The 24,029-nt window shown below is 47.6% G+C and carries 24 protein-coding genes and 1 tRNA gene; 16 read left to right on the top strand and 9 right to left on the bottom strand.

The window, feature by feature from the left end:
* Positions 1-45 precede the first annotated feature (45 nt).
* The gene (locus tag V7Q13_RS15400; RefSeq protein WP_333801561.1) at positions 46-1,011 is read right to left on the bottom strand and encodes an electron transfer flavoprotein subunit alpha/FixB family protein; all 966 of its coding nucleotides are present in this window, start codon (positions 1,009-1,011) and stop codon (positions 46-48) included.
* Positions 1,012-1,232: 221 nt separating this feature from the next.
* Complete coding sequence (locus tag V7Q13_RS15395) at positions 1,233-1,976, bottom strand: electron transfer flavoprotein subunit beta/FixA family protein (protein ID WP_333801560.1); 744 nt, start codon at positions 1,974-1,976, stop codon at positions 1,233-1,235.
* Positions 1,977-2,083: 107 nt separating this feature from the next.
* Here V7Q13_RS15395 and V7Q13_RS15390 point away from each other — a divergent pair, with 107 nt between their 5' ends.
* Positions 2,084-2,398, top strand: a complete 315-nt coding sequence (locus V7Q13_RS15390; protein WP_333801559.1) for a tetratricopeptide repeat protein — start codon at positions 2,084-2,086, stop codon at positions 2,396-2,398.
* A 10-nt stretch (positions 2,399-2,408) separates the two neighbouring features.
* Positions 2,409-3,752 carry a tRNA lysidine(34) synthetase TilS gene (gene tilS, locus V7Q13_RS15385; RefSeq protein ID WP_333801558.1) on the top strand — a complete coding sequence of 448 codons (1,344 nt, stop codon included), beginning with the start codon at positions 2,409-2,411 and terminating at the stop codon, positions 3,750-3,752.
* A gap of 155 nt (positions 3,753-3,907) precedes the next feature.
* Here tilS and V7Q13_RS15380 read toward each other — a convergent pair whose 3' ends face one another.
* On the bottom strand, positions 3,908-4,537 hold the full coding sequence (locus tag V7Q13_RS15380) for a rhomboid family intramembrane serine protease (protein ID WP_333801557.1): 630 nt from the start codon (positions 4,535-4,537) through the stop codon (positions 3,908-3,910).
* Positions 4,534-5,043, bottom strand: coding sequence for a YkgJ family cysteine cluster protein (locus tag V7Q13_RS15375; protein WP_333801556.1), 510 nt, complete (start codon positions 5,041-5,043; stop codon positions 4,534-4,536). The genes V7Q13_RS15380 and V7Q13_RS15375 overlap by 4 nt, the downstream gene beginning before the upstream one ends.
* A 109-nt stretch (positions 5,044-5,152) precedes the next feature.
* On the opposite strand from V7Q13_RS15375, the gene xerD reads away from it, so the two are divergent.
* On the top strand, positions 5,153-6,055 hold the full coding sequence (gene xerD, locus V7Q13_RS15370) for a site-specific tyrosine recombinase XerD (RefSeq protein ID WP_333801555.1): 903 nt from the start codon (positions 5,153-5,155) through the stop codon (positions 6,053-6,055).
* 325 nt (positions 6,056-6,380) lie between these two features.
* A complete protein-coding gene (locus V7Q13_RS15365; RefSeq protein WP_333801554.1) occupies positions 6,381-6,860 on the top strand; it encodes a YcxB family protein in 480 nt (159 codons plus the stop codon).
* A 5-nt stretch (positions 6,861-6,865) separates the two neighbouring features.
* Here V7Q13_RS15365 and V7Q13_RS15360 read toward each other — a convergent pair whose 3' ends face one another.
* Complete coding sequence (locus V7Q13_RS15360) at positions 6,866-7,297, bottom strand: GNAT family N-acetyltransferase (protein WP_333801553.1); 432 nt, start codon at positions 7,295-7,297, stop codon at positions 6,866-6,868.
* A gap of 177 nt (positions 7,298-7,474) precedes the next feature.
* Here V7Q13_RS15360 and glyA point away from each other — a divergent pair, with 177 nt between their 5' ends.
* Positions 7,475-8,752, top strand: a complete 1,278-nt coding sequence (gene glyA / locus V7Q13_RS15355) for a serine hydroxymethyltransferase (protein ID WP_333801552.1) — start codon at positions 7,475-7,477, stop codon at positions 8,750-8,752.
* 161 nt (positions 8,753-8,913) lie between these two features.
* A complete protein-coding gene (locus V7Q13_RS15350; protein ID WP_333801551.1) occupies positions 8,914-9,342 on the top strand; it encodes a DUF4293 domain-containing protein in 429 nt (142 codons plus the stop codon).
* Positions 9,343-9,423: 81 nt separating this feature from the next.
* Here V7Q13_RS15350 and V7Q13_RS15345 read toward each other — a convergent pair whose 3' ends face one another.
* Complete coding sequence (locus tag V7Q13_RS15345) at positions 9,424-10,620, bottom strand: ABC transporter substrate-binding protein (protein WP_333801550.1); 1,197 nt, start codon at positions 10,618-10,620, stop codon at positions 9,424-9,426.
* A 331-nt stretch (positions 10,621-10,951) separates the two neighbouring features.
* On the opposite strand from V7Q13_RS15345, the gene V7Q13_RS15340 reads away from it, so the two are divergent.
* The 7 genes from V7Q13_RS15340 (at position 10,952) to V7Q13_RS15310 (ending at position 18,763) form a co-directional block, all read left to right on the top strand.
* Positions 10,952-11,545 (top strand): 50S ribosomal protein L25, encoded by a 594-nt coding sequence (locus V7Q13_RS15340; RefSeq protein WP_333801549.1) that lies wholly within the window; start codon positions 10,952-10,954, stop codon positions 11,543-11,545.
* Positions 11,546-11,685: 140 nt separating this feature from the next.
* Positions 11,686-12,261: an aminoacyl-tRNA hydrolase gene (gene pth / locus V7Q13_RS15335; protein WP_333801548.1), complete on the top strand. Its 576-nt coding sequence runs from the start codon at positions 11,686-11,688 to the stop codon at positions 12,259-12,261.
* A gap of 130 nt (positions 12,262-12,391) precedes the next feature.
* A complete protein-coding gene (locus tag V7Q13_RS15330; protein WP_333801547.1) occupies positions 12,392-13,003 on the top strand; it encodes a fumarylacetoacetate hydrolase family protein in 612 nt (203 codons plus the stop codon).
* Positions 13,004-13,119: 116 nt separating this feature from the next.
* A complete protein-coding gene (locus tag V7Q13_RS15325) occupies positions 13,120-14,043 on the top strand; it encodes a hypothetical protein (RefSeq protein WP_333801546.1) in 924 nt (307 codons plus the stop codon).
* A gap of 119 nt (positions 14,044-14,162) precedes the next feature.
* Positions 14,163-16,190 (top strand): alpha-ketoacid dehydrogenase subunit alpha/beta, encoded by a 2,028-nt coding sequence (locus tag V7Q13_RS15320; protein ID WP_333801545.1) that lies wholly within the window; start codon positions 14,163-14,165, stop codon positions 16,188-16,190.
* Positions 16,191-16,237: 47 nt separating this feature from the next.
* Positions 16,238-17,377, top strand: coding sequence for a TlpA disulfide reductase family protein (locus V7Q13_RS15315; protein WP_333801544.1), 1,140 nt, complete (start codon positions 16,238-16,240; stop codon positions 17,375-17,377).
* A 186-nt stretch (positions 17,378-17,563) separates the two neighbouring features.
* On the top strand, positions 17,564-18,763 hold the full coding sequence (locus tag V7Q13_RS15310; protein ID WP_333801543.1) for a pyridoxal phosphate-dependent aminotransferase: 1,200 nt from the start codon (positions 17,564-17,566) through the stop codon (positions 18,761-18,763).
* Between the two features lie 99 nt (positions 18,764-18,862).
* Here V7Q13_RS15310 and V7Q13_RS15305 read toward each other — a convergent pair.
* The 3 genes from V7Q13_RS15305 to V7Q13_RS15295 form a co-directional block, all read right to left on the bottom strand.
* Positions 18,863-18,936, bottom strand: a tRNA-Met gene (locus V7Q13_RS15305).
* A 148-nt stretch (positions 18,937-19,084) separates the two neighbouring features.
* Complete coding sequence (locus tag V7Q13_RS15300; protein ID WP_333801542.1) at positions 19,085-19,471, bottom strand: DUF1573 domain-containing protein; 387 nt, start codon at positions 19,469-19,471, stop codon at positions 19,085-19,087.
* Positions 19,472-19,537: 66 nt separating this feature from the next.
* Entirely contained in the window at positions 19,538-19,963 is a 426-nt protein-coding gene (locus tag V7Q13_RS15295; protein ID WP_333801541.1) for a DUF1573 domain-containing protein, read from the bottom strand.
* Positions 19,964-20,119: 156 nt separating this feature from the next.
* On the opposite strand from V7Q13_RS15295, the gene V7Q13_RS15290 reads away from it, so the two are divergent.
* The 3 genes from V7Q13_RS15290 to V7Q13_RS15280 all read left to right on the top strand — a co-directional run bounded on the left by V7Q13_RS15290 (position 20,120) and on the right by V7Q13_RS15280 (position 24,025).
* Positions 20,120-22,507 (top strand): alpha-ketoacid dehydrogenase subunit alpha/beta, encoded by a 2,388-nt coding sequence (locus V7Q13_RS15290; RefSeq protein WP_333801540.1) that lies wholly within the window; start codon positions 20,120-20,122, stop codon positions 22,505-22,507.
* Positions 22,508-22,583: 76 nt separating this feature from the next.
* Complete coding sequence (locus V7Q13_RS15285; protein ID WP_333801539.1) at positions 22,584-23,219, top strand: trimeric intracellular cation channel family protein; 636 nt, start codon at positions 22,584-22,586, stop codon at positions 23,217-23,219.
* The gene (locus V7Q13_RS15280; protein WP_333801538.1) at positions 23,216-24,025 is read left to right on the top strand and encodes a PhzF family phenazine biosynthesis protein; all 810 of its coding nucleotides are present in this window, start codon (positions 23,216-23,218) and stop codon (positions 24,023-24,025) included. The genes V7Q13_RS15285 and V7Q13_RS15280 overlap by 4 nt, the downstream gene beginning before the upstream one ends.
* The last annotated feature ends 4 nt before the right edge of the window (positions 24,026-24,029 follow it).

Genomic DNA, 24,029 nt, shown 5'->3' with positions numbered 1-24,029 from the left:
GCCACACCCGCAGGTGTGACTTTTCTAACCAAAATCCGAAAGGCTTTATGCAATACCCTTCAGCTTCTTCACGGCTTCTGTGAGTTTGGGTACCACATCAAAGGCGTCGCCTACAATTCCGTAATCCGCTGCTTTGAAGAAAGGCGCTTCCGGATCTTTATTGATAACTACAATGGTTTTGCTACGGTTTACACCAGCCAGGTGCTGAATGGCACCACTAATGCCAATGGCTACGTACAGGTTAGGTGCGATGGCACCACCGGTTTGGCCCACATGCTCGTGGTGCGGACGCCAATGCGCATCAGCTACAGGGCGGCTACAAGCTGTTGAGGCACCCATGGCTTTGGCCAGGTCTTCTACCAGTCCCCAGTTTTCGGGGCCTTTGAGGCCACGGCCACCACTTACTACCAGCTCGGCTTCGCCCAAGGGCACGGTGCCGGTTACTTTTTCTACAGCCGTTACTTTTATTTTTCCGCCATCAGCTGGCAGGCTTACAGCAGTTACTGCTGCAGCACCACCTGTGGCATGAACGCCAAAAGCATTGGGGCTGAGGGCAATGATTTTTACATCGGTCAGTAGTTGCACATTGGCGTAAGCCTTGGCGCTGAACACGTTTTTCTTTACCACAAAACCATTGCTGGTATCGGGCAGGGCAATGGCACCGCTTACCAAACCTGCTTTGAGGTTGGCACTGAGGCGGGGTGCTACGGCTTTACCGCTGGTGTTGCTGCTGAATACAATCACTTTGGCGCCGGCCTGCGTCGCCAATGCTGCAATAGCCTTGGTGTACACCTGTGCATCAAACTGGTTGAATGCGGCGTTAGCATCGTGGTGTACTTTGCTGACACCATAGTTGCCCAATGCTTCGAGGGAAGCATTGTCTACAGCGCCTAGTACAACTGCTTCGGCAGTGGTACCAAGTTGGGCAGCCAGTTTGCTGCCATAGCTCAGCGCTTCGAAAGTGGATTTTTTTATTTGACCATCGGCCTGATCGGCGAATATGAGTACCATAGGATAATTTGAAAATTTGAGAATTTGGAAATTTGAAAATGCAGTGTGATGAAATTGAATATTGTGTTGAGTACGGTTGAAATAGTTGAAGGGAGTGACACAACTTGGTTCAATAGAGCTTCAGAAGCTGGCTAACCCTTGTATTTATATTTCATTTTTGTGTGATGAAAAGAGTTTCTCAAAAGCCCCTTTAGGTCCCGATAGCAATCGGGATGGGGTTTTTATATCACTTTCGCTTCTTCGTGCAGCAAGCGGATGAGCTCTTCGGGGGTATCGGCAGATACAAGCTTCACACCACTTTTAGCCGGAGGCATTTCGAAAGACACTACGGTGGTGAGGGCTTCTACTGCTACCGGTTCTTTTACCGCCAAAGGCTTGGTGCGGGCACCCATAATGCCTTTCATGTTGGGAATGCGCTGTTCGGCCATTCCTTTCTGGCAGCTTACCACCAGCGGCAATGAGGTTTCCAATTTTTCTTCGCCACCTTCAATTTCGCGGCTCAGGCTTGCGGTACCACCAGCAATGTCGAGTTTGGTGGCCAGGCTTACAAAAGGCTGGTTGAGCAGTTCGGCTACCATGCCGCCAATGCTGCTGCCGTTGTAATCAATGGTTTCTTTACCGGTGAGTACGAGGTCGTAACTACCTTCGGTTGCTACCGCAGCTATTTGGCTGGCAATATAAAAGCTGTCGCTGCTTTCGGCGTTCACCCGAATGGCATCGTCGCCGCCAATGGCCAGGGCCTTGCGCATGATGGGCTCGGCATCGGCCGCACCAACTGTGAGCAGGGTAACATGGCTGGCTACACCAGCTTCTTTCAATTCGAGGGCACGCACCAAGGCATACCATTCGTCGTAAGGATTCACAATAAACTGCACGCCGGCATCAGCAAACTTCGTGTTGTTGTCTGTGAAGGCTATTTTTGCCGTGGTGTCAGGTGTTTTACTGATACAAACCAGAATTTTCATATGGCTAATGATTGATTAGAAAAAATGGTTGTTTATGCAACTATTTACAAATATAGCGGAGCAAGGTTGACATGTTCTGCAATTTTGGAGAAATTTTTACCAGCAACATGCAAAGAATTGACAAATTAAAAGAATACCTGCAGGCGCAACCCAACGATAGTTTTTTGCAGCATGCGCTGGCACTGGAATACATCAAACTGGGCGATGATGCCGCCGCACAACCACTATTTGAAAATGTGCTGGCTCACGACCCGACTTACATTGGCACTTATTATCATTTGGCCAAACTGCTGGAGCGTACCGGAGAAAAAGACAAGGCCATTGCTACCTACGAAAAAGGCATGCAACATGCCAAAGCGGCCCGTGACATGCATGCATACAACGAGCTGCAGGCCGCCTGGGAAGACCTGACTGATTATTAAAACTCACCGATTGGTACATCCATTGTTTGCTACATTTCAACAAGAGCTGCAAGCCCTGCTGCCAGCTGGCCATAGCGTATTGCTGGCCATTAGCGGCGGGGTAGATAGTGTGGTGTTGGCGCATTTGCTCAAAACAGCCAATGTGCCTGTTACGCTGGCGCATGTCAACTTTCAACTGCGGGGGAAAGAAAGCATTCGGGATGAACAATTTGTTTGCCAACTGGCGCAGGATTGGAACATGCCTGTAGAAGTGATTCGGGTAGATACCCATGCCTATGCAGTGGCACACAAATGCTCGGTACAAGTTGCAGCAAGGCAAATACGTTACCATTGGTTTGATGAACTGCTGGCAGCTAAACAACAAGCGGGTGAACGTTGCTTTTTGGCTACTGCACACCATGCCGATGATTCGGTGGAAACCTTTTTCATCAACCTGCTGAGAGGCACAGGTTTGGACGGATTGCAAGGCATTGCTGCGAAAAGAAATCACATCATCCGGCCGTTGCTTTTTGCAACCCGCCAAATGATAGAAGCCTATGCCACAGCACAACAACTCAGTTGGGTAGAAGACAGCAGCAACAGCCGCAATGATTATGCCCGCAACTTCATTCGCAACGAATGGTTGCCTGCCGCCAATGCATATTTTCCGCAGGTAGCAAAAAACATTGTCCATACCATCGGTCATTTACAAGAAGCCAAACAATTGTACCAGCAAGCATTGCAACTACACAAAAAGAAATTGCTACATCAGCAGGGCAGCGAATGGCATATACCTGTACTGGCTTTATTGAAAGCCACGCCACTGCGCAGCATTGTACACGAACTCATTCAGCCTTTTGGTTTTGGCGAAGCACAAATAGATGAAGTACTGAAACTCTGCAACGCCAATAGCGGCAGCTATCTGCAGGGTAATCAGTGGCGCATTATCAGGCATCGCAAATGGTTGATTATTGCACCGCTGCAAGCCGCAGATCCGATTCATTATTTAATGGATGAGCCAGCCGGAACTTTGGAGACGCCGCAAGGGAAACTAACCTGGCAAACCAAAGCATGGCAGCAGGAAAATGTGCCTCAACTACCAGCCAATGAAGTATTGCTCGATGCAAGCATAGCAACATTTCCAATGGTATTCCGCCCATGGACGGCGGGTGATTATTGCTACCCCTTGAGCATGGCCAAAAAGAAAAAAGTAGCCCGCATGTTGATTGATCAAAAGCTGTCGAAAACGGCGAAAGAAAAACTGTTTGTGCTGGAATCGAAACAACGCATTGCATGGGTGGCGGGCGTTCGAATGGACGACCGATTTAAAATTACGACTAAAACGAAGCAGGTGATTTGGTTACGGTTGGATTGATAGGACGCGGATATATGGGACGCGGATGTTGCGGAAAGAAACGGATTTTCGCGGATTAGTTTTTTGCCGTTGATTCACTGGTTTTTCAGATAAATAAAATGGGAGTCAAGTTTACGTTGACTCCCATTTTGTATGTGCTAAAATGATTCGCTTCGCTAAAAATCGAACCGGGGGTGTTGAATGGCTTCGAGAAAGCGGGGGATGGTATCACGATCGATAACGAGTAATGCTACAATACCAAACATGGCACCCCAGAAATGCGCATCATGATTAATGTTGTCGCCGCCTTTTTTGCTCATGTACTGTGAGTACACCAGGTACAACACACCAAACACAATGGCGGGAACTGGTATCACAAATACATAGATGGTGGCCCAGGGCACCAACAAAATAAAAGCAAACAACACGGCCGATACGCCGCCTGATGCACCCAAGCTGGCATAACTGTTGTTGTTGCGATGTTTGATATATGTAGGCAAATCACTCACCACTATGCCCAGCAGGTAAAAGATGAGAAACATATACTTGCTTATACTTCCAAATTGGGCGAATTGAACGGCAAAATATTGTTCTTCGAGCAGTCTTCCGAAAAACCATAACGTAAGCATATTGAAGCCAAGGTGCATGACATCGGCATGAATGAAACCAGAAGTGAGCAAACGATACCATTGGCCCCGGTTAATAGCCGGCGGATACATGATTAAATCGTTGTACACTTTGCTGCTGTTGAAAGCAGAAAAAGACACTAAGGCTGTAACGATTATAATAATAAGTGTATGTGTCATTTCTTGGTTTTAGTGATTTCTACCCGCTCCATCATTTTTTCTACCCACAAAAAAGTAGCGGGGCAATACTTGATGTTTTGCTTGTGGATGTAGGCATAGCTTTCCATCGGCAGTTTTACCAAGTGCGGAAAGCCGCGACAATCATCGGGGCGTACTTCGTAAATATTGCATTTGTTGGTATTGAGGTCGAGAAAAACGCAGGGCTGTTGCTGCATGCGCCAGTCTTTTTCTTCCTCATCATACATCAGGTACTTGGCTTTAAAATCTTTTACCGACATGCCCAGGTGTTCGGCAATGCGCTGCTTGTCTTTCTTCTCCAGTGTAGGCGTCATTTTTTTGCAGCAGTTGGCACACTGCAGGCAATCTACTTCCTGCCATACTTCTTTTTCGGTGGCATGGGCTATATCAATGATGTCGCTCACATCGCTTTCTTCCAAATGCTTGATGAATTTGCGCATCGGTTTCTTGTTCTTCTCAAACTTCTTTTCCAGCGACGATAGTTTCATAACGGCTCAGGTTAATGACGCTTCCTATTTTTTATTTTGAAGCAAGAGCAGCAAATTGCAGCATCGGTCATGCAATTCCAAATAATCAGTCAAAATATTAGCAGCAACCATGTGGCAGCCTTACAAAAAAGGGTTTAAAGCCTACCTGCAACTGGAGCGGTCGCTGAGTGAAAACTCAGTGGATGCTTACCTGCACGATGTGGAGCTGCTAACGCAATGGATGTTGCTGCAAGGCCTGCAAAAAAATCCGGCTGCCGTAGTGCAAGAAGACCTGCAGCAATTTTTGAAAGCCATTGCAGAAATGGGTATGGGCGCCAATAGCCAGGCCCGCATCATCAGCGGGTTGCGGGCATTTTTCAAGTATGCCATGCTGGAGCAAATAGTGCAGCAAAACCCCACCGAATTGCTGGAAGCACCCAAGCTCAAAAGAGCCTTGCCCGAAGTATTGTCGTTTGGAGAAATTGAAGCCATCATTGGTGGCATTGACCAAAGCACCCCTGAAGGTGTGCGTAACAAGGCCATGCTCGAAACGCTGTACAGCTGCGGTCTTCGGGTGAGTGAGCTGGTAAATTTGCAACTGAGCCAGTTGTACATGGATGTAGGTTTTGTAAGGGTGTTTGGCAAGGGTAGCAAAGAACGGTTGGTGCCCATTGGTCGTGATGCCATCAAATACATTCAACTGTACCGCGACAATGTGCGGGTACATGTGCCGGTACAAAAAGGCGAAGAAGACATGGTGTTTCTCAACAACCGTGGCCGAAGGCTGAGCCGCGTCATGGTGTTCCTCATCATCAAAGCCATGGCCGCCAAAGCAGGCATTACCAAAAACATTTCGCCACACACATTTCGCCACAGTTTTGCCACGCATTTGGTGGAAGGTGGTGCCGACCTTCGTGCCGTGCAGGAAATGCTGGGGCACGAAAGCATTACCACTACAGAAATCTATACACACCTCGACCGTGAATACCTCCGCGAAACCCTGCACCGTTTTCATCCGGCTTTCAAATCTTGATGTTTATTCGACACAATTCACTTAGCAACCGTTTTGAATTTCATAGAAGCTAAGTAGTGATGAAACAAGTTAAACAGGGGGAGGCGTTGGCCCGGCAAAACGGGCGGAGCCTTCGGGTTTGCCTTGAATTTTCTTTGGTTACTTTCTTTTTTTCAAGAAAAAGAAAGTAACAATGCTGCAACAGGAATGGACTTGATAGATGAAACACGCAATACAGTTCAGTAACAACAATCTTCTCAATAGCCATTCTGAACCACTGGTAAAGTAGCATCCGTCTCCTCAATACTGCGACCAGTTCCTTTACTTTGCTGCCACAATCAGTAGCATGAAAATTGCCATCACCTACGAACGGGCCAAAGTACTGCAAGCACTGCGCTATCATTTCATTTCACGGAATGAAGTAAAGCTGTTGCTCATTCTTGTAAATGTGTTTGCGTTTCTGTCGGCGGGCCTTTTTTTCTTCAAACTCATTCGCCCTTTTCCTTTTCTTATCAGCTCCGTTTTGTGGTTTGTACTGATGCTTACCTTTTGGTTTTGGCTACCACGTATTATTTACAGTCGTACCCGTACGTTTCAAGAAGACATAGACCTCACCCTACGCAGCGACGACATTTTGATAGAAACTGAAAAGGGGTACACCACCTGGGGCTATCAGCGGTTTAGTTATTTCATGGAAAGCCCGTATTTCTTTCACTTGTACATCAACGATAAATCGTTTTTTCTGATACCCAAAGATGCCTGCACCGGCGATGCCGATACCGTGTTGGTTCGTCAGAAGTTGAAGGAGAAGATGGCGTTTAAATAAGTTGGTTACCGCAATTGTTTTTCCATTTTATGGTGTGGCACCGTTACTTCTTCAAAAGGTTCGCCCACTATTTTGTAGCCCAGTTTTTGGTAAAAGCCCAAGGCCGTATCCCGTGCATGCATGGTGAGTTTGCGGTAGCCTCTGTCTCGGGCCAGGTTTTCGGCAAATTGCATAATAGAAAAGCCGATGCCTTTGTGTTGCAAGCGGCTGTTCACCGCCATTTGGCGCAGCTTTACGGTGTCGTGGTCGAGTTGTGTCAAAATACAGCAGCCCAATATGCGGCCATCATCGAAGGCGCAAATCAGGATGTCGTCTTTTTCTTCCTCTAATTGTGCTGGTGTAAAACTGAGTCCCAACGGCCGCCGCAGCACTTCCTCCCGCAGTTTCACCATTTGCTCATATTGTGCTGAGCCATGTTCTATTTGCATGAGTGCCATGTGCTCAAAATAAGGTTGTATTGTACAACTACCAAATTTTCATGCCCTTTTGCTGCGGTATCCTGGGGTTCTTTGCACACGATGGCGTAGATTCTTGCACAATCTTTTCACCCCACAGGCTTTCGGCACAGGGCTCCCAAGTGATGCGCCTATATTTGCGGCAAAATCACATCAATCATGTCCGCCGATCCAATATTTCAACTCCTCCAAAAAGAATTACATCGTCAGCGCACCGGCATTGAGCTCATTGCCAGCGAAAACTTTACCAGTCTTGCCGTGATGCAGGCTATGGGTAGTGTAGCTACCAACAAGTATGCCGAAGGTTATCCTGGCAAGCGTTACTACGGTGGTTGCGAAGTGGTAGACGAAATTGAAACACTGGCCATCGAACGCATCAAGCAGGTGTTTAAAGCCAGCTGGGCCAATGTGCAGCCGCACAGTGGTGCCCAGGCCAATGCGGCCGTTTTTCTGGCCTGCCTCAAGCCCGGCGATAAAATTCTCGGCCTCGACCTGAGCATGGGTGGCCACCTTACTCATGGTAGCCCCGCCAACTTTAGTGGCAAAACCTACGAAGCACATTTCTACGGTGTAAAGAAAGATACCGGCCTTATCGATTACGAAATGCTGGAAGAAAAAGCACTGAGTGTAAAGCCCAAAATGATTATTGTGGGTGCCAGTGCGTACAGCCGCGACTGGGATTATGCCCGTGTTCGTAAAGTAGCCGATGAAATCGGTGCCATCATTTTGGCCGACATCAGCCACCCAGCAGGTTTGGTAGCCACAGGCTTTTTGAACGACCCATTTGATTATTGCCATATTGTAACCAGCACTACCCACAAAACGTTGCGGGGGCCTCGTGGTGGTGTTATTATGCTGCGCCACGATTTTGATAACCCGCTCGGTGTAAAAGACCCCAAAGGAAACATCCGCTCTATGAGTGCCATGCTCGATTTAGCGGTGTTCCCCGGTACACAGGGCGGCCCGCTGGAGCATGTCATTGCTGCCAAAGCGGTAGCCTTCGGCGAAATACTGACCGATGAGTTTACGGCCTATCAAAAGCAAGTGCAGTTGAATGCACAGGCATTGGCCAAATGTTTTGTGGCAAAAGATTATCAGCTCATCAGCAATGGTACCGACAACCATCTGATGCTGATAGACCTGCGCAACAAAAACATCACCGGTAAAAAAGCACAGGAAACATTAGATCTGGCACATATCACCCTCAACAAAAACAGTGTGCCCTTCGATGATAAGAGCCCGTTTGTAACCAGCGGTATTCGCATTGGTGTGCCTGCTGTTACTACCCGTGGTATGAAGGAAGCCGACATGCAGTTTATTGCCAACGTGATTGACAATGTGCTGATGAATGCAGACGATGCCAATGTAATTGCTACGGTAAAAGCGGAGGTAGCCGGATTTATGCAACAGTTTCCGCTGTACCCAGAGTTGGGGTAGTGGTTAGTTGATTGGTTAATTAGGTGATTAGTTGAGTAGTAAATTAGTAATTTGTTGATTGCCATCTTCTATTCCCAATCCCAAATTGCATTATTGCCTTTAGCTTTATGCATTAAGCTCAGCCTGTTTTTATTAGTAAGTTTTTAGAACAAACACATCTTATGATACAACGAATTCAATCTGTTTGGTTATTGCTGGCAGCTTTGGCAGTGGCGCTGTTGTTTAAGTTTCCCGTGTATGGCGGAATACTGGCAACCGGCGAAGCCAAAGATTTGCTGGTGGGTCAAAATTACCTGCTGTTTATTGTGGCTGCTGTATTGGTACTGTTTCCGGCCATTGCCATTGCGCTTTTCAAAAACAGAAGCAATCAGAAAAAGCTCATATGGGTGAGTTTATTGCTCAATATTGTTTTCATCGGTCTTATCTGGATGGAAGTAGGTGATTTTAAATTGGCCAATCCCAACTTTACTTCTAGTGTTTACAAAGTAGGAGCTATCCTGCCCATTGTGAGCATTGTTTTGCTTGTACTGGCAAACGCCGGTATTCGCAAAGATGAAAAGCTGATTGCCAGTGCTGACAGGTTGCGTTAATACATTTACGTTATTTTTCTTGCAGTAATAAAAAAGGGTAGCATTTTGGAGTGCTACCCTTTTTCTGTAATGTATTTAACCCTAATAAATGCCTTTCACCACTCCATCCATTTTTCGGACGAAGTATAATTTCCTGTTTTCAAAATAATGAATCCGGCTATTGTCGGCGGCGTCGGTTACGGGCACAAAGTCAAAGTCGTTGAAGATTTTATATGTCCTGTCGTTGGCATGGTCGGCAAAGGTTTCCAACGCCGGATTGGCTAAAAGATTTTGCACAAACCGATATGTAATTTCAAACCCTTTTATAGCCATGTCGCTGGGCTTGCTGTTTTGTTTTCGTGCGTAGGTTTTACTCAGGCTATTGTACACATCTACATTACCCGATGAAGAAATGAATGGTGAGCTGAAAGTAATTTCCACGCCTTTGTATTCAGCCCGTTTAAAATCTACATCGTCCCAGTTGGGCATTCCTACCACATGGCTTTTATACTTGGGTTGCAGGCTGCTCAGTTGTTTCACAAGCCGTTGGCCAAATGCACCATCCATAGTGGCAGTAATGAGGGTGTTGTTTTTATTGCTATCCAGCAGGGCCTTCACCTGTGCCACCTGAAATGAATCGCTGAGTAGTACGGTTTTCCAGCGCAACCTGTTTCCGTTGGCAGAGGTTGCGGCTTCTTCCAACCAGCTTTTCAGGTAGGGTTCCACCGTTCCTTTGCGGGTTACAAACACCAGGTTGTCGCTACTGTGGTTGCGTTGCAGGTATTGGTAAATGCCGGCGCAATGTGTTTTGAGGGTGGTATTGAGCAGGTACAATTCCGGTGTATTTTTTATGCCCGCATCATTGGGGTAAGTGGCCGAAATCAAAGGAATATGCATGCTGTTGGCAAAGGCGGCCATCTGCTTCAGCTCATTGCTGTTTTGTGCAACGGCTATTAGCAGTTTCGATTGCTTTACCGTTGGACTGTACAACGTGGTGCTCAGGCTGGAAAAGCGACGGGTATCCACCACTTCTATGTGTACCTGCGCTCTTTCTTTACTCAGGCTGTCTGCCGCCATGAGTACGCCATTGTAAAACTCCAAATAAGGCAGGGCAAACCGGGGGATGCTGTTGCCAAACTTGTATTTGTCGGCATTGTATATAGAGTCGAGATGGAGCGGTAGTAATACAGAAACCACGGGTTTATCTACGGGTTGCTGCTGCGCAAAAGCTGCAGTAGCTGATAGCAGTAGGGCTACCAGCCAGCTGGCAAAAAGTGGAAGGAGTATGCGATGTTTCAAAAGGGTCATTTTTTTCATAAAGCGACAAATTCCGGGCCGGAAAATAGGCGTTTGTTGCGGAGCAGTTCGTTGCCAAACCGCTAAAAAAGCGAAACACCTGTTTCTGTTTACCCAAAACTCCGGCTTTTGGGCTCATAAAAGGGATAGCCTTTGCCGTAATGGGCTGGGGGCAAAGTTGATAAATAGCCCTGACAATCAGCAGATTCATTTGCCGGAGGCGCTACAAACACCCGAAATTCGGCGCAAAGCCAGTGGCGATAAGCAGGGCGCTTGATTTTTTTGCTGGTGTAGCGGTCATTTTCCCCTACTTTTGCGCCTCAATTTTTTAAACATGAAAACAATTACAATCGAAGGACAACTGAGGACCGACATTGGCAAAAAAGCCACCCGCCAATACCGCTCTCAGGACCTGGTGCCTGGTGTAATTTACGGGGGTGCGCAAGAAGTTAACTTCGTTGCTCCGGCTTCAGCTTTTAAAGCTCTCGTGTACACATCAGAATTCCAGTTGGCAAAAGTTACCGTAGACGGCAAGTCTTACACCTGCATCATGAAAGACCTGCAGTTTGACAAAGTGTACGACAAGCTGACGCACATTGACCTGTTGGAACTGGTAGACGACAAAGCCGTAGTAGCCAACCTGCCTGTAAAGTACGTAGGTAGCGCTGCTGGTGTAAAAGCCGGTGGCCGACTGATTACAAAAATGAAAACGCTGAAGGTGAAAACCCTGCCTAAGTTTTTGAAATCAGCTATCGAAGTAGATGTAACCAACCTCGAACTGAACAGCAACATTCGTGTAGAAGACGTAAAACTGGAAAACATGGAAGTAATCAACTCTCCCCGTATTCCAATGGCTTCTATCGTAATGACCCGTCAGTTAAAGCAGGAAGAAGCAGCTGCTGCAAAAGAAGACAAGAAGAAGAAGTAATCCTTCACCGGATGATTTCCTTATGGCTCCCCGCTGCGCTGGCAGTGGGGAGTTTTTTTATGTAAAAAAAATATCAGTTTCAACTCCAACGGAGGCCCATTGCCCTGCAAGCCACGGCACAACCGTAATTTCGCAGCCGTATGAACAGTTATCTCATTGTTGGCCTGGGCAATATTGGCGCCGAGTATGCGCAAACCCGCCACAACATTGGTTTCGACGTAGCAGACGCTTTTGTAAAACAACACGATGGCGGCTGGCATATCGACCGCCTGGCCGAAGTAAGCCAGTTTAAAATAAAAGGCCGGGCTATAACCGTAATAAAGCCCACAACCTACATGAACCTGAGTGGCAAAGCCATGAAGTTTTGGCTCGATAAAGAGAAAATTGCCCTCGAACATTCGCTGACCATTGTAGATGAACTGGCCCTGCCCTTGGAAAAAATACGCCTCCGCCCCTCGGGTAGTGACGCCGGCCACAACGGGCTCAAAAGTATTCAGGATTATACCGGCACCAATGAGTTTCCGAAGCTGCGGTTTGGTATCGGCAACAATTTTCCCAAAGGCCGGCAGGTGGATTTTGTATTGGGAAAATGGAAGCCTGATGAGCAGCCGCTGGTAGCGCAAAAAATTGACACCTGTGTATCGGTGATTACCAGCTTCATTCTCGAAGGCATTCAGCCCGCTATGAACAGGTATAATAACCTGACTTTTAAATGATTGTGGGTAAACTCAACTATGCGGTGATAATGGCTGTATTATATTTACGTTGGCTGTAAACCTATCCTGGCAACAGGCGATTTTTTAAAACGAACCCCTTACTAACCGGTTTTTTAAAATCCCTCCGCGTATGAAAATCATTTGCATAGGCCGCAACTACGTAGCACATGCCCAAGAATTGGGCAATGCCGTGCCCGATGAGCCGGTCATTTTCATGAAACCCAAAAACGCTTTGCTCACACCGGGCAATCCGTTTTATTATCCGGCTTTTACCAACGAGCTCCACTACGAATGCGAAATAGTGATTCGGATTTGTAAAAACGGCAAGTTTATTCACCCCTCACAGGCGCATCATTACTTTGAAGAAGTAACGCTGGGTATTGATTTTACTGCCCGTGATGTGCAGGACAAACTCAAGAAAAAAGGCCTGCCCTGGGAAAAGGCCAAGGCTTTTGACCAATCGGCTGCGATTGGCGAATTTGTACGCTGGGAAAGCCTGCACGATCCCAACAATATTCATTTCACTTTCCTTCGCAATGGCGAGCAGGTGCAGGAAGGATTCAGCAATTTGATGCTGTATCCCATTCACCAAATCATTGCCCATGTAAGCGAATATTTTACCCTGAACATTGGCGACCTCATTTTTACCGGCACCCCAGCTGGTGTGGGCGAATGCGTGGTGGCCGATCGCTTCGAAGGATTTTTGGAAGACCGCAAGTTGCTGGAAGTAGAAATTAAATAAGCGTTTGGGTATGTAGCATTTGTTGGTAAAAGGCATGTGTGGCAGGCAAAAGGATTTCCCTAAAAGATTGTAAACGCCAATTATTGATGATACATTAGGACATCAATCATTGGCTCATGAAAACAATCAATGTGTTTTTTTTCTGTTGCATTTCCTCTTTTGGTGTGGCACAAAATGTAGGCATTGGTACCAATGCTCCACTAGCCAGACTGGCTGTAGACAGTAGTGTCATGATAGACCAGTCGAATAGCAATCAGGGATTTTTGGATAATGGCTCACTGTTTTTCGGGAGCGACAAAAGGGTGGGTATTGTTCGTAGCTTTTTGGCTGGCTCTTCGGGTAGAAACGGAATCGGATTTTTTACCAACAACGCCCGCCGCATGACCATTGACAGTACGGGACAGGTAGGTATTGGTACTATCAATCCGCTGCAAACACTACATGTAAATGGCTCCGCTTACATTGCTGGTTATTTGGGTATTGGCACATCTGCTCCCGATTATGCTTTTCAAAACCTGTATGGTTATAATCACATGGCCTACGGTTTGGGCCTGGGTACTGTGCCCAACAGCACTTACCTGCTCGATGTGGGGAGTGGACCAGCCCGCTTTCAAAGTGACGTTCGCATCAACGGTATTTTAAATCCCAATAATGCACTGGCCATTGGCAATAATACCAGCATTGAAGGCTCATTAACTGTGAACGCAGGAAAGGGTGTTGCATTCAATGCCAACAGTGGCACCAATCTCCGCATCTATCAGTTTACCACCGCTACTTTTAACGCTGTACTGGCAGGTCACGCCATCTCGGCAGAAGGAAGCATCGCTTTTAATGGAGGCTTCACCGGAGTGCCAAGGGTATTTGTAGGCGATATTGATGTAACTGGTGGCACAGTTGGCCAATTGTACATGGTGCAACTACAGCTATATGGTTGTAGTACCACCAGCGGTGTTACCTCTTGCAAAGCAAGGCTAATCAACAACAGCGAAAATCCAGTGAATTACAGCATCACCTGGAATTGTATAGCCATTGGTTATTGATTTACTACGAACATTTTTCTACTGTTGTTACTAGCAAGTTGGTAGTAGTTTTTTATGTCTTCGACAATTGTGGTCATCCCTACTTTTGCCCTGCTTAACAAAAGCAGCTTGCCTATTTTATGATTGAACAGCAATTGTTGCACAAGGCCTACCGGCTAATGTATGCCAGCGTATGCATGGCAAACAAGTACGAGGAAAACCGCAGTGTTTGTAAATATGTGCACAGCACCAGCCTGGGCCACCAAGCCATTCAACTGGCCGTGGCTTTTCAGCTTCGCCCCGAAGATTGGGTAAGTCCTTACTATCGCGATGAAAGTATTTTATTGGGCATTGGCATGGAACCAGTCGACCTGATGCGGCAATTGCTAGCCAAAGCCAACGATCCGTTTAGCGGTGGCCGCAGTTACTACAGCCATCCCAGCCTGAATGATGCCGATAAGCCCCGCATTATGCACCAGAGTAGTGCCACAGGTATGCAGGTAATTCCAGCTACCGGTGCAGCACATGGTTTGCAAATGCTGAACAAGCCTGGCTTGGTGGTTTGCTCTCTCGGCGATGCCAGCATGACTGAAGGGGAAGTAGCAGAAGCATTGCAGGTGGCCGTGCTGCACAAGCTGCCCATTTTGTATTTGGTGCAAGACAACGGTTGGGGTATTAGTGCCACTGCTACCGAAAGCAGGGTGATGAGTGCCGTGCAATATGCGCAGGGTTTTCCGGGCCTTACGGCAATAGAAATGGATGGCACAGAATTTACTCAGTGTTATAATACTGTAACTGATTTGCTGCAACATTTGCGCAGCGGTGCCGGGCCGGTGTTGCTGCAGGCCAACGTGCCTTTGCTTGGTCATCATACCAGTGGTGTACGAAAAGAGTTTTATCGAAACGAGACCGAATTGCAGCAGGAAGCTGAAAGAGACCCGGTGCACAAGCTGAAGGCATTTTTGCTGGCTAAAGGATGGACAGAGGAACAGTTGCATGCCATAGAAACCGAAGCGCAGCATTGGGTGAATGATGCCTTCGAAGCAGCACAAGCTTCGCCCGACCCCGATGCAGCTACAGTAACGCAACATGTGTTTGCGCCAACAACAGTATTGGAAGAAAAAGGCAACCGACAACCCGCCAACGCTGGTGCTATACCCATGGTAGATGCGGCGTTGTTTGCCATTCGGGAAATCATGCAGCAACATCCCGAAGCGGTGTTGTACGGGCAAGATGTGGGCCGCCGCCTGGGTGGTGTTTTCCGCGAAGCCGCTACACTCGCCGATCAGTTTGGCGACAACCGGGTGTTCAATACCGCTATTCAGGAAGCGTACATTATTGGCAGCACGGCGGGCATGAGTGCTGTAGGCGTAAAGCCAATTGTAGAGATTCAATTTGCCGATTATATCTATCCCGGTTTTAATCAGCTGGTGACGGAGCTCAGCAAAAGCTGCTACCTCAGCATGGGTAAGTTTCCAGTGTCGGCGGTAATACGGGTGCCTACAGGGGCGTATGGTGGTGGTGGCCCGTACCACAGCGGCAGCATCGAAAGCACCTTGCTCAGCATCAAGGGCATCAAAGTAGTTTATCCTTCCAATGCCGCAGATATGAAGGGCTTGATGAAAGCCGCTTTCCTCGACCCGAATCCGGTGGTAATGCTGGAGCACAAAGGATTGTACTGGAGCAAAGTGCCCGGTACAGATGCCGCCAAAACTCCAGAACCAGATGCAGATTATATCATTCCGCTGGGCAAGGGTCGCATAGTGCAGGCCGCCAGTGAAGCCGCTATTGCAGCAGGTGAATCCTGCTGTGTGATTACGTATGGCATGGGTGTGCATTGGGCAATCGGCGCCGCGAAAGCGTTTGCGCAGCAAGTGGAAATCATTGACCTGCGGAGTTTGTATCCTTTGGATGAAGCCATGATGTATGCAGCAGTGCAAAAACATGGCAAATGCCTGGTGCTGACGGAAGAACAACAAGGCCACAGTTATGCAGAAAGTTTGGCAGGGCGTATACAGCAGCATTGTTTTCACTACTTAGATGCGCCGGTGCAGGTAATGGGTTCATTGGATCTGCCAGCTGTACCCATTCATGTACAGCTGGAAGCGGCTATGCTGCCAACCGTAGCCAAAGTACAGGAGCGGTTGCATCACTTGTTGAAATCTTAAATAGCTTGTCAGGGCTTGCTTATATTCGTTACCTCTAAAGCAACCACATGACTAAAGCATTTTATTTTTTGGCAGCCGTATTGCTGGGCAATGCAGTAGCTGCTCAACAACCCTTCACACTCACTGGCAACGTGAGTAAGGTAAAAGATCCGGTAAGCAAAGTGTACTTGTCGTACTATGCCGATGGCGAAAGCCACCGCGATAGTGCCGAAGTAAAAAACGGAACATTTACGTTTAAGGGTACACTCAATGAAGCCATATTGGGCAACTTGATGGTACGCATCAAAGACAGTGCCGGCACCGGTTTGCGACCATACAACATGCGGAGAGATGGGTACGGCATTTTCTTGCAACCCGGCAAACTCAGCATCAGCAGTGTCGATTCTTTTTCGAACGCAACTGTAAAAGGTTCTGCTGCGCATACTGCTTATCTGAAGCTGAAAGCCATAAACAAAGAGCTGGATGACAAAGGTGCGGAGCTCAACAAAAAATATGGTGAATACAGCCGTGCAAAAGATGAAGCTGGCATGAAGCAAATAGAAAAAGAATTTGATGCCTTAGAAGCACAAATGAATGCCAATTACAGAAAGTACATTACGGAGAATACACAGTCGCCTATTGCGTTGTATGCACTCAACCGCTACGCCGGATACGACATCAATGCTGCCGATGTAGAGCCCATTTTTTTATTGTTGCCCGAGGCAATCCGCAATAGCTCGGGTGGTAAAGACATGGCAGAAAAAATAGACAAGGCGAAGAAAACCGGCATCGGTGTTATTGCCATGGATTTTACGCAGAATGATACACTCGGCAATCCTGTGTCATTGTCCTCTTTCCGTGGTAAATATTTACTCATCGATTTTTGGGCCAGCTGGTGTGGTCCTTGCCGTCGTGAAAACCCGAATGTTGTGGCAGCCTATCAAAAGTATCATGCCAAAGGTTTTGATATTTTGGGTGTATCACTCGACCAGCCCAATGCCAAAGAAAAATGGATGAAAGCCATTCATGATGACAACCTTACGTGGACACAGGTTTCTGATTTGAAATACTGGAAAAATGAAGTAGCCGTACAGTACGGCATACAGGCTATTCCGCAAAACTTCCTGCTCGATCCGGAAGGAAAGATCATTGGCAAAAACCTGCGGGGCGAAGAACTGCAGCAAAAGCTGGCCGAAATTTTCAAATAGACAAATGCAGTTTTTTTACAGAACGCTGTGCGGTGAATGGCTTTCACTGCACAGCGTTTTTTATTGATGAATACCTGCTAAACATCATCAACCGTTCAACAATGCTAAAATCTGCGGGCATTATAGTAAAGGCAAAAAGCAAGCGGCTTTACAACTTACTTTTGTGCCCTCAAAAATAGCCTGATCATGAACCTGCGAGTAAGTAACCGTGGCGAAGCAATGCCCGCCAGTCCCATTCGGAAACTGGTGCCCTACGCCGAAGCTGCCAAGAAAAGAGGAACAAAAGTGTATCACCTCAATATTGGTCAGCCCGATATTGAAACCCCTGCTGCCGTGCTGGATGCTGTACGCCACAGCGATTTCAAAGTATTGGAGTACAGCCACAGTGCTGGCAACGAAAGCTATCGCCGCAAATTGGTAGGCTACTACGAAAGCGTAGGCGTACATGTCAATCATCAGCAAATCATCATCACCACCGGTGGTAGCGAAGCTATTCTGTTTGGCTTCATGGCCTGCCTCGATCCGGGCGATGAAGTAATTATACCTGAACCCTTTTACGCCAACTATAATGGCTTTGCAGTAGCTGCTGGTGTAAAAGTGGTGCCCGTTACCTCGCATATCGAAAGCGGATTTGCGCTGCCGCCCATTGCCGATTTTGAGAAAGTAATTACACCCAAAACCAAGGCCATCGTTATTTGCAACCCCAATAATCCTACGGGGTATTTGTACAGCAAAGCCGAACTGGAAAGCCTGAAAGAAATAGTACTCAAGCACAACCTGTATTTGTTTAGCGATGAAGCGTACCGTGAGTTTAGCTATACCGGTGAACTCATGAGTGTGATGCATTTGCAAGGTGCCGACGATCATTTAGTGGTGATGGATACCATCAGCAAACGCTACAGTGCTTGTGGTGCCCGACTGGGTGCATTGGTGACTAAAAACCAGGCTGTGCTGGATGCAGTGATGAAGTTTGCACAGGCCCGCCTGAGCCCGCCATCTTTTGCACAAATTGCCGGCGAAGCAGCCATCGAATTACCTGCCGATTATTTCACCGGTGCCAAAGAAGAATACCAGCGCCGTCGCGATTTGCTGGTGCGCCGCCTCAATGCCATGGAAGGCGTGTATTGCCCCAATCCGGGGGGTGCGTTTTATGCCATGGCCAAATTGCCCATTGATGACAGCGACAAATTTTGTCAGTGGTTGTTGGAATCATTTGAGCATAACGGACAGACAGTGATGCTGGCACCTGCCACCGGCTTTTACGGCACTGCAGGTTTGGGTAAGCAAGAAGTTCGGCTGGCGTATGTGCTCAATCTCGAAGCCATCGACAAAGCCATGGATTGCCTGGAAGCAGCACTGAAAGTGTATCCGGGAAAAACAAACTAATTATTTCAATAATTCTTGGAACAAAGCTCCTTCGGGAGCTTTTTTTATGGAAAAAAGTGGCACAAAAAAAGCGACAAAGAATGTCGCTTTTTAGAAGAGTAGCGAGGAGCAGACTTGAACTGCCGACCTTCGGGTTATGAATCCGATGCTCTAACCAGCTGAGCTACCTCGCCAAATTTTTTGCATTTGGCTTTCGGGTTATGAATCCGATGTGCTAACCATCCCGATTGCTATCGGGAGAGCTACCTCGCCAAATGGGTTGCAAATGTAGGGGGAAAATCAGTTTTCTGCCAAACACAAGTTTGATTTTCTGCCGGGCCTTTATTTTATCACCACGCCGCTGATGGTCAGCACCTTGGTTTCGGCCACATTCACCAGCTTCACCGTAATTTTTTTGGTAAAAGCCCCGGGTTCTTTGGCATCGTAGGTTACGGTAATGGTACCCTTGCCGCCAGCCATCACCGGCCGCTTCGGAAATTCAGGCTTGGTACAGCCGCATTCGGCGGTGGCGTCTTCAATTATCAGGGGCTTGGTGCCGGGGTTGGTAAAGCTGAACTCGTAGGTCACAGGCTTTTCCTTGGGTATTTTACCAAAGTTGTGGCTGCTAGTTTCAAAGCGAATCAAGCTATCTACCTTGGCTTGAGCCCACAGTAAACCGGTGAGACTGAGTAACAGGGCAATAGCCGAAAATCGAAGTGTTTTGTTCATTTTCATGGTAATTGGGTATGAAAAAAGCGCTGTGGTGGCAGCGCTTTTATATATGGTAAAACTCAATTATTGTTTGATTTTGCCCACAGCACCATTGGTTGGGGCTGGTGTGGCAGGGGTAGCTTCTACAGTACCGGTAATCATAATTACTTTTTGCTGGCCACCGTTGTAGGTAATGGTAATGGGCTTGTCGAAACGACCAGCGGCAGCAGCATTAAAGCCAACTTTAATTTTTACAGATTCGCCGGGGGCGTAAGCGCCAGCTTTAAATTCGGGGGTAGTGCAACCGCAACCGGCTTGTACCATTTCCAGCTTCAGCGAGTCGCCCAAACCTTTCAGTTCAAAAAAAGTATACACGGGCTTGCCTTGGGCAATTTTGCCAAAATCGTGTGAGGTTTCATTCAGCCACAGGCTTTCCTTTTTTTCCTGAGCAAAGGTGGTGGTAGCTACCAGCATCAGGCAGGCTACAAAAGCGAGGAGTTGTTTCTTCATAAAATCCGGTTTTTAAGCGTGGTGCTAAATTATTGCAATTGCGTTGAATGGCCGCCGCCCGTTCCTGTTAAAATTCCTGTTGTCATGGTTTGGTAAACTATCCACAGCGGCGGCCGGTGGCTATGCCAATGCAGCCCGATGCGCTACATTTGCGGCATGGAAAATCAGATTGCTGCAGCCCAACATGCTGAAATCCTATCATTTGAGAGTTTTCGGCAGGAGGTATTAAAAGATTTTCGGGTGGCTGTAACCAGCAGGCAGGTAAGCCTGATGGGCCGCCGCGAAGTGCTCACCGGAAAAGCCAAGTTTGGCATTTTTGGTGATGGCAAAGAATTGCCACAGGTGGCACTCGCCAAGTTTTTTAAACCCGGCGACTGGCGCAGCGGCTATTACCGCGACCAAACCTGGATGTTTGCCCTTGGGCAGGCAACCGTGCAGCAGTTTTTTGCGCAGCTCTATGCCGACCCTACCAACGAGCACGACCCTTGGAGTGCCGGCCGCCAAATGAATGCCCACTTTACCAGCAAAAATGTAAGTGCTGATGGTGAGTGGTACAACCTTACCGAGCAATACAATACAGCTACCGATATGGCTCCTACGGCCGGGCAATTGCCCCGCTCTGTAGGCTTGGCTTTGGCTTCCAAAACTTTCCGTCATTTACCTGAATTACAAGAGCTGAAACACCTCAGCCAGCAAGGCAACGAAGTGTGCTTTTGCTCCATCGGCGATGCCAGCACCAGTGAAGGCCATTTTTGGGAAACGGTGAATGCGGCATGTGTACAGCAAATTCCGCTGGCCCTGTTTGTATGGGATGATGGTTATGGTATTTCAGTACCCAAATCCATTCAAACAACCAAGGGCAGTATTTCTGATGCATTGAAAGGTTTTGAAATAACCACCGGCACCAACGGCATGCACATTTACAAGGTAAAAGCATGGGATTATGCCGGCATGTGCGAAGCCTTTGAACATGGCATTACCATTTGCCGGGAGCAACACATTCCTGTGCTTTTTCATGTAGAAGAAGTAACACAGCCACAGGGCCACAGCACCAGCGGCAGCCACGAACGTTACAAATCGGCAGAGCGGCTGGAGTGGGAGCGGGAGTGGGATTGCAACAAGAAATTTAAAGAGTGGATCATTGCCAACGAGCTGGCTACAGAAGAAGAACTCGACGATATAGAAATAGAAGTCAAGCAACATATTGTTGATAGCAAAAACAAGGCCTGGGCCGATTATCTGGCACCAATTAAAGATCAGGCAGCACAAGTGCTGAGCTTAATGCAGCAAGCTATTGATACTGGTGCCGGCGATGCTGAAAAAATAGCTGCAGCACTCAATGAACTGCGGCAAAACAAAGAGCCGATGCGCCGCAATGTGCTGAAGGCTTTGGGCACTGGCATCGACTTTAGTAACGGATATGTATTGCAGCAAATGATGCAATACCGACAAGAGCTGGAGCAACTCAATGAAGGGCTCTACAACTCACATTTGTATGCTACTGGTAGTGCAAGTGCTCTACGGGTAAATGTTGTAGCACCTTATTATCACGAAGAGTCGCCTACCATTAATGGTTATGAAGTACTCAACCGGTATTTCGATGAGCTGTTTACCAACAACAAACGGGTGGTGGCTTTTGGTGAAGACCTCGGCAATATTGGCGACGTAAATCAGGGCTTTGCAGGCTTGCAACAAAAGCATGGCATCGGCCGCATATTTGATACCGGCATTCGTGAAGCCACCATTATGGGTCAGGGCATTGGCATGGCACTGCGTGGCTTGCGCCCCATTGCCGAAATTCAGTACCTCGACTATTTGCTGTACGGCTTGCAACAACTGAGTGACGATGTAGCCACCCTGCAATACCGTACCAATGGCCAGCAGAGTTGCCCCATCATTGTGCGTACCCGTGGCCATCGGCTGGAAGGTATTTGGCACAGCGGCAGCCCCATGGGTATGATTATAAACAGCCTGCGTGGCATGCACATTTGTGTGCCCCGCAACATGGTGCAGGCAGCCGGCATGTACAATACCTTGCTCGATAGTATCGATCCTGCACTGGTGATTGAATGCCTGAATGGCTACCGGCTGAAAGAACAACTGCCTGCCAACCTGATGGACATGCGTGTGCCGCTGGGTGTGCCCGAAGTATTGCGGGAAGGTGCTGATATCAGCATTGTTTCTTACGGCTCTACACTGCGCATTGTTGCAGATGCTGCTGAAAGACTGGCGCAGTTAGGCATTGATGTAGAAATCATAGATGTGCAAACGTTACTGCCTTTCGATATTCACCACAACATAGTGGCTTCATTGAAAAAAACAAACCGCATATTGTTTGTAGATGAAGATGTGCCCGGCGGTGCGGCAGCCTTTATGTACAACCATGTAATGGAAGTACAGGGTGGCTACAAATGGCTGGATGCTACGCCTCGTACACTCACTGCAAAAGCACATCGCCCTGCGTATGGCAGCGATGGCGACTACTTTAGCAAACCCAATGCTGAAGATGTAGTACGTGTGGTGAAAGAGATGATGGCAGAATAAATGTATTGGCAACAGTATTTTGTAACAGCTGTGTGGCCTTTGCTGCACAGCTGTTGTATTAACAAGCAAACACCACATGCCCGAAATCAATTTTCTCTTGCTCATTGATGTACTGGGCACAGCCAGTTTCGCCATCAGCGGTGCCCGTATGGCATTGCAAAAACAACTCGATGTATTTGGTGTCATTATCATTTCGTTTGTTACCTCTATTGGTGGTGGTACCATTCGGGATGTACTGATGGGCAATTTTCCTGTAAACTGGATGCGCAATGAACTCATTATTGCGGTGATACTGGTAGCATGCATTGGTACCATGCTGGTGCGTGGCTTGCATCAAAAATTATCAACCACTTTATTTCTCTTTGATTCACTCGGGCTTGGCTTGTTTACCATTGCCGGTATGAGCATTGCATTGTCTGCGGGTTATTCGCCGGGCATGAGTATTGCCATGGGTACCATCAGTGCCTGCTTTGGCGGTGTCATCAGAGATGTATTGCTCAATCAGGTGCCGCTTATTTTTCACAAAGAAATTTATGCATCTGCCTGCATTGCCGGAGGGCTTTTGTATTATGGCCTTACACAAATGAATGTATCGCAGCATCTTGCTGAAATAGTAAGTATTATTACCATCGTTTTGATTCGGGTAGTAGCCGTGAGGTTCAACCTCTCTTTACCCGCTATTCATCAATCATCAACTTCCACAGAAAAATGAACTTAACCATATACCAGGTCGATGCATTTACCAACGAATTGTTCAAAGGCAATCCTGCTGCCATAGTGCCGCTGAAGCAATGGTTGCCCGATGATGTAATGCAACGCATTGCCATGGAAAACAACCTGGCCGAAACGGCTTTCTTTGTACCACTGTATCCGGCGGCTCATGGCGGTGCCGATTATCATATTCGTTGGTTTACGCCTACGCTTGAAATTGATTTGTGCGGCCATGCCACTGTTGCCACAGCCTTCGTGATTGATAAAATGATGAAGACCGGAGAGAAGCATATCACTTTTAGTACCCAAACTGCCGGGCATTTGGAAGTGAACATTCAAGATGATTGGTATCTACTCGATTTTCCGGCCCGTATGCCCGAGCCGGTGGTGGCTCCATCCTTGTTATACAAGGCCTTGGGCGTGAGTAATGTGGTAGAGATACTGAAGTCGAGAGATTATTTTGTGGTGCTGGAAAATGAAGATGCGGTGCGGGAAGTGAAGCCAGACATGACCTTGCTGAAACAATTGGATACCTCAGGTGTAATAGTAACAGCAAAAGGCTACAAGGCCGATGCTGTAAGCCGCTGCTTTTACCCCAAAGCAGGTGTAGATGAAGATCCGGTAACGGGTAGTGCTCACTGTAATGTAGTACCATACTGGAGCCAGCAACTCAATAAGGCGCAGTTGGTATGCCGGCAAATTTCGGCAAGGGGAGGTGAGTTGGTTTGCGAACATCGCGGCGACAGAGTGATACTCGGTGGCAAAGCGGTGTTGTACATGAAAGGAGAGATTTATTTACAGCAATAAAAGA

It is taken from the genome of Phnomibacter sp., from assembly GCF_036803085.1.
Lineage (GTDB): Bacteria > Bacteroidota > Bacteroidia > Chitinophagales > Chitinophagaceae > Phnomibacter.
The sequence above is the reverse complement of the archived record's forward strand: the minus strand, read 5'-3'. Positions and strand labels throughout refer to the sequence as shown.

Bases quoted from the DNA above. Each gene is read 5' to 3' on its own strand.
- V7Q13_RS15400 (WP_333801561.1), bottom strand. From the start codon at position 1,011: ATGGTACTCATATTCGCCGATCAGGCCGATGGTCAAATAAAAAAATCC.
- V7Q13_RS15395 (WP_333801560.1), bottom strand. From the start codon at position 1,976: ATGAAAATTCTGGTTTGTATCAGTAAAACACCTGACACCACGGCAAAA.
- V7Q13_RS15390 (WP_333801559.1), top strand. From the start codon at position 2,084: ATGCAAAGAATTGACAAATTAAAAGAATACCTGCAGGCGCAACCCAAC.
- V7Q13_RS15380 (WP_333801557.1), bottom strand. From the start codon at position 4,537: ATGACACATACACTTATTATTATAATCGTTACAGCCTTAGTGTCTTTT.
- V7Q13_RS15375 (WP_333801556.1), bottom strand. From the start codon at position 5,043: ATGAAACTATCGTCGCTGGAAAAGAAGTTTGAGAAGAACAAGAAACCG.
- xerD (WP_333801555.1), top strand. From the start codon at position 5,153: ATGTGGCAGCCTTACAAAAAAGGGTTTAAAGCCTACCTGCAACTGGAG.
- V7Q13_RS15365 (WP_333801554.1), top strand. From the start codon at position 6,381: ATGAAAATTGCCATCACCTACGAACGGGCCAAAGTACTGCAAGCACTG.
- V7Q13_RS15360 (WP_333801553.1), bottom strand. From the start codon at position 7,297: ATGGCACTCATGCAAATAGAACATGGCTCAGCACAATATGAGCAAATG.
- glyA (WP_333801552.1), top strand. From the start codon at position 7,475: ATGTCCGCCGATCCAATATTTCAACTCCTCCAAAAAGAATTACATCGT.
- V7Q13_RS15350 (WP_333801551.1), top strand. From the start codon at position 8,914: ATGATACAACGAATTCAATCTGTTTGGTTATTGCTGGCAGCTTTGGCA.
- V7Q13_RS15340 (WP_333801549.1), top strand. From the start codon at position 10,952: ATGAAAACAATTACAATCGAAGGACAACTGAGGACCGACATTGGCAAA.
- pth (WP_333801548.1), top strand. From the start codon at position 11,686: ATGAACAGTTATCTCATTGTTGGCCTGGGCAATATTGGCGCCGAGTAT.
- V7Q13_RS15330 (WP_333801547.1), top strand. From the start codon at position 12,392: ATGAAAATCATTTGCATAGGCCGCAACTACGTAGCACATGCCCAAGAA.
- V7Q13_RS15325 (WP_333801546.1), top strand. From the start codon at position 13,120: ATGAAAACAATCAATGTGTTTTTTTTCTGTTGCATTTCCTCTTTTGGT.
- V7Q13_RS15320 (WP_333801545.1), top strand. From the start codon at position 14,163: ATGATTGAACAGCAATTGTTGCACAAGGCCTACCGGCTAATGTATGCC.
- V7Q13_RS15315 (WP_333801544.1), top strand. From the start codon at position 16,238: ATGACTAAAGCATTTTATTTTTTGGCAGCCGTATTGCTGGGCAATGCA.
- V7Q13_RS15310 (WP_333801543.1), top strand. From the start codon at position 17,564: ATGAACCTGCGAGTAAGTAACCGTGGCGAAGCAATGCCCGCCAGTCCC.
- V7Q13_RS15300 (WP_333801542.1), bottom strand. From the start codon at position 19,471: ATGAACAAAACACTTCGATTTTCGGCTATTGCCCTGTTACTCAGTCTC.
- V7Q13_RS15295 (WP_333801541.1), bottom strand. From the start codon at position 19,963: ATGAAGAAACAACTCCTCGCTTTTGTAGCCTGCCTGATGCTGGTAGCT.
- V7Q13_RS15290 (WP_333801540.1), top strand. From the start codon at position 20,120: ATGGAAAATCAGATTGCTGCAGCCCAACATGCTGAAATCCTATCATTT.
- V7Q13_RS15285 (WP_333801539.1), top strand. From the start codon at position 22,584: ATGCCCGAAATCAATTTTCTCTTGCTCATTGATGTACTGGGCACAGCC.
- V7Q13_RS15280 (WP_333801538.1), top strand. From the start codon at position 23,216: ATGAACTTAACCATATACCAGGTCGATGCATTTACCAACGAATTGTTC.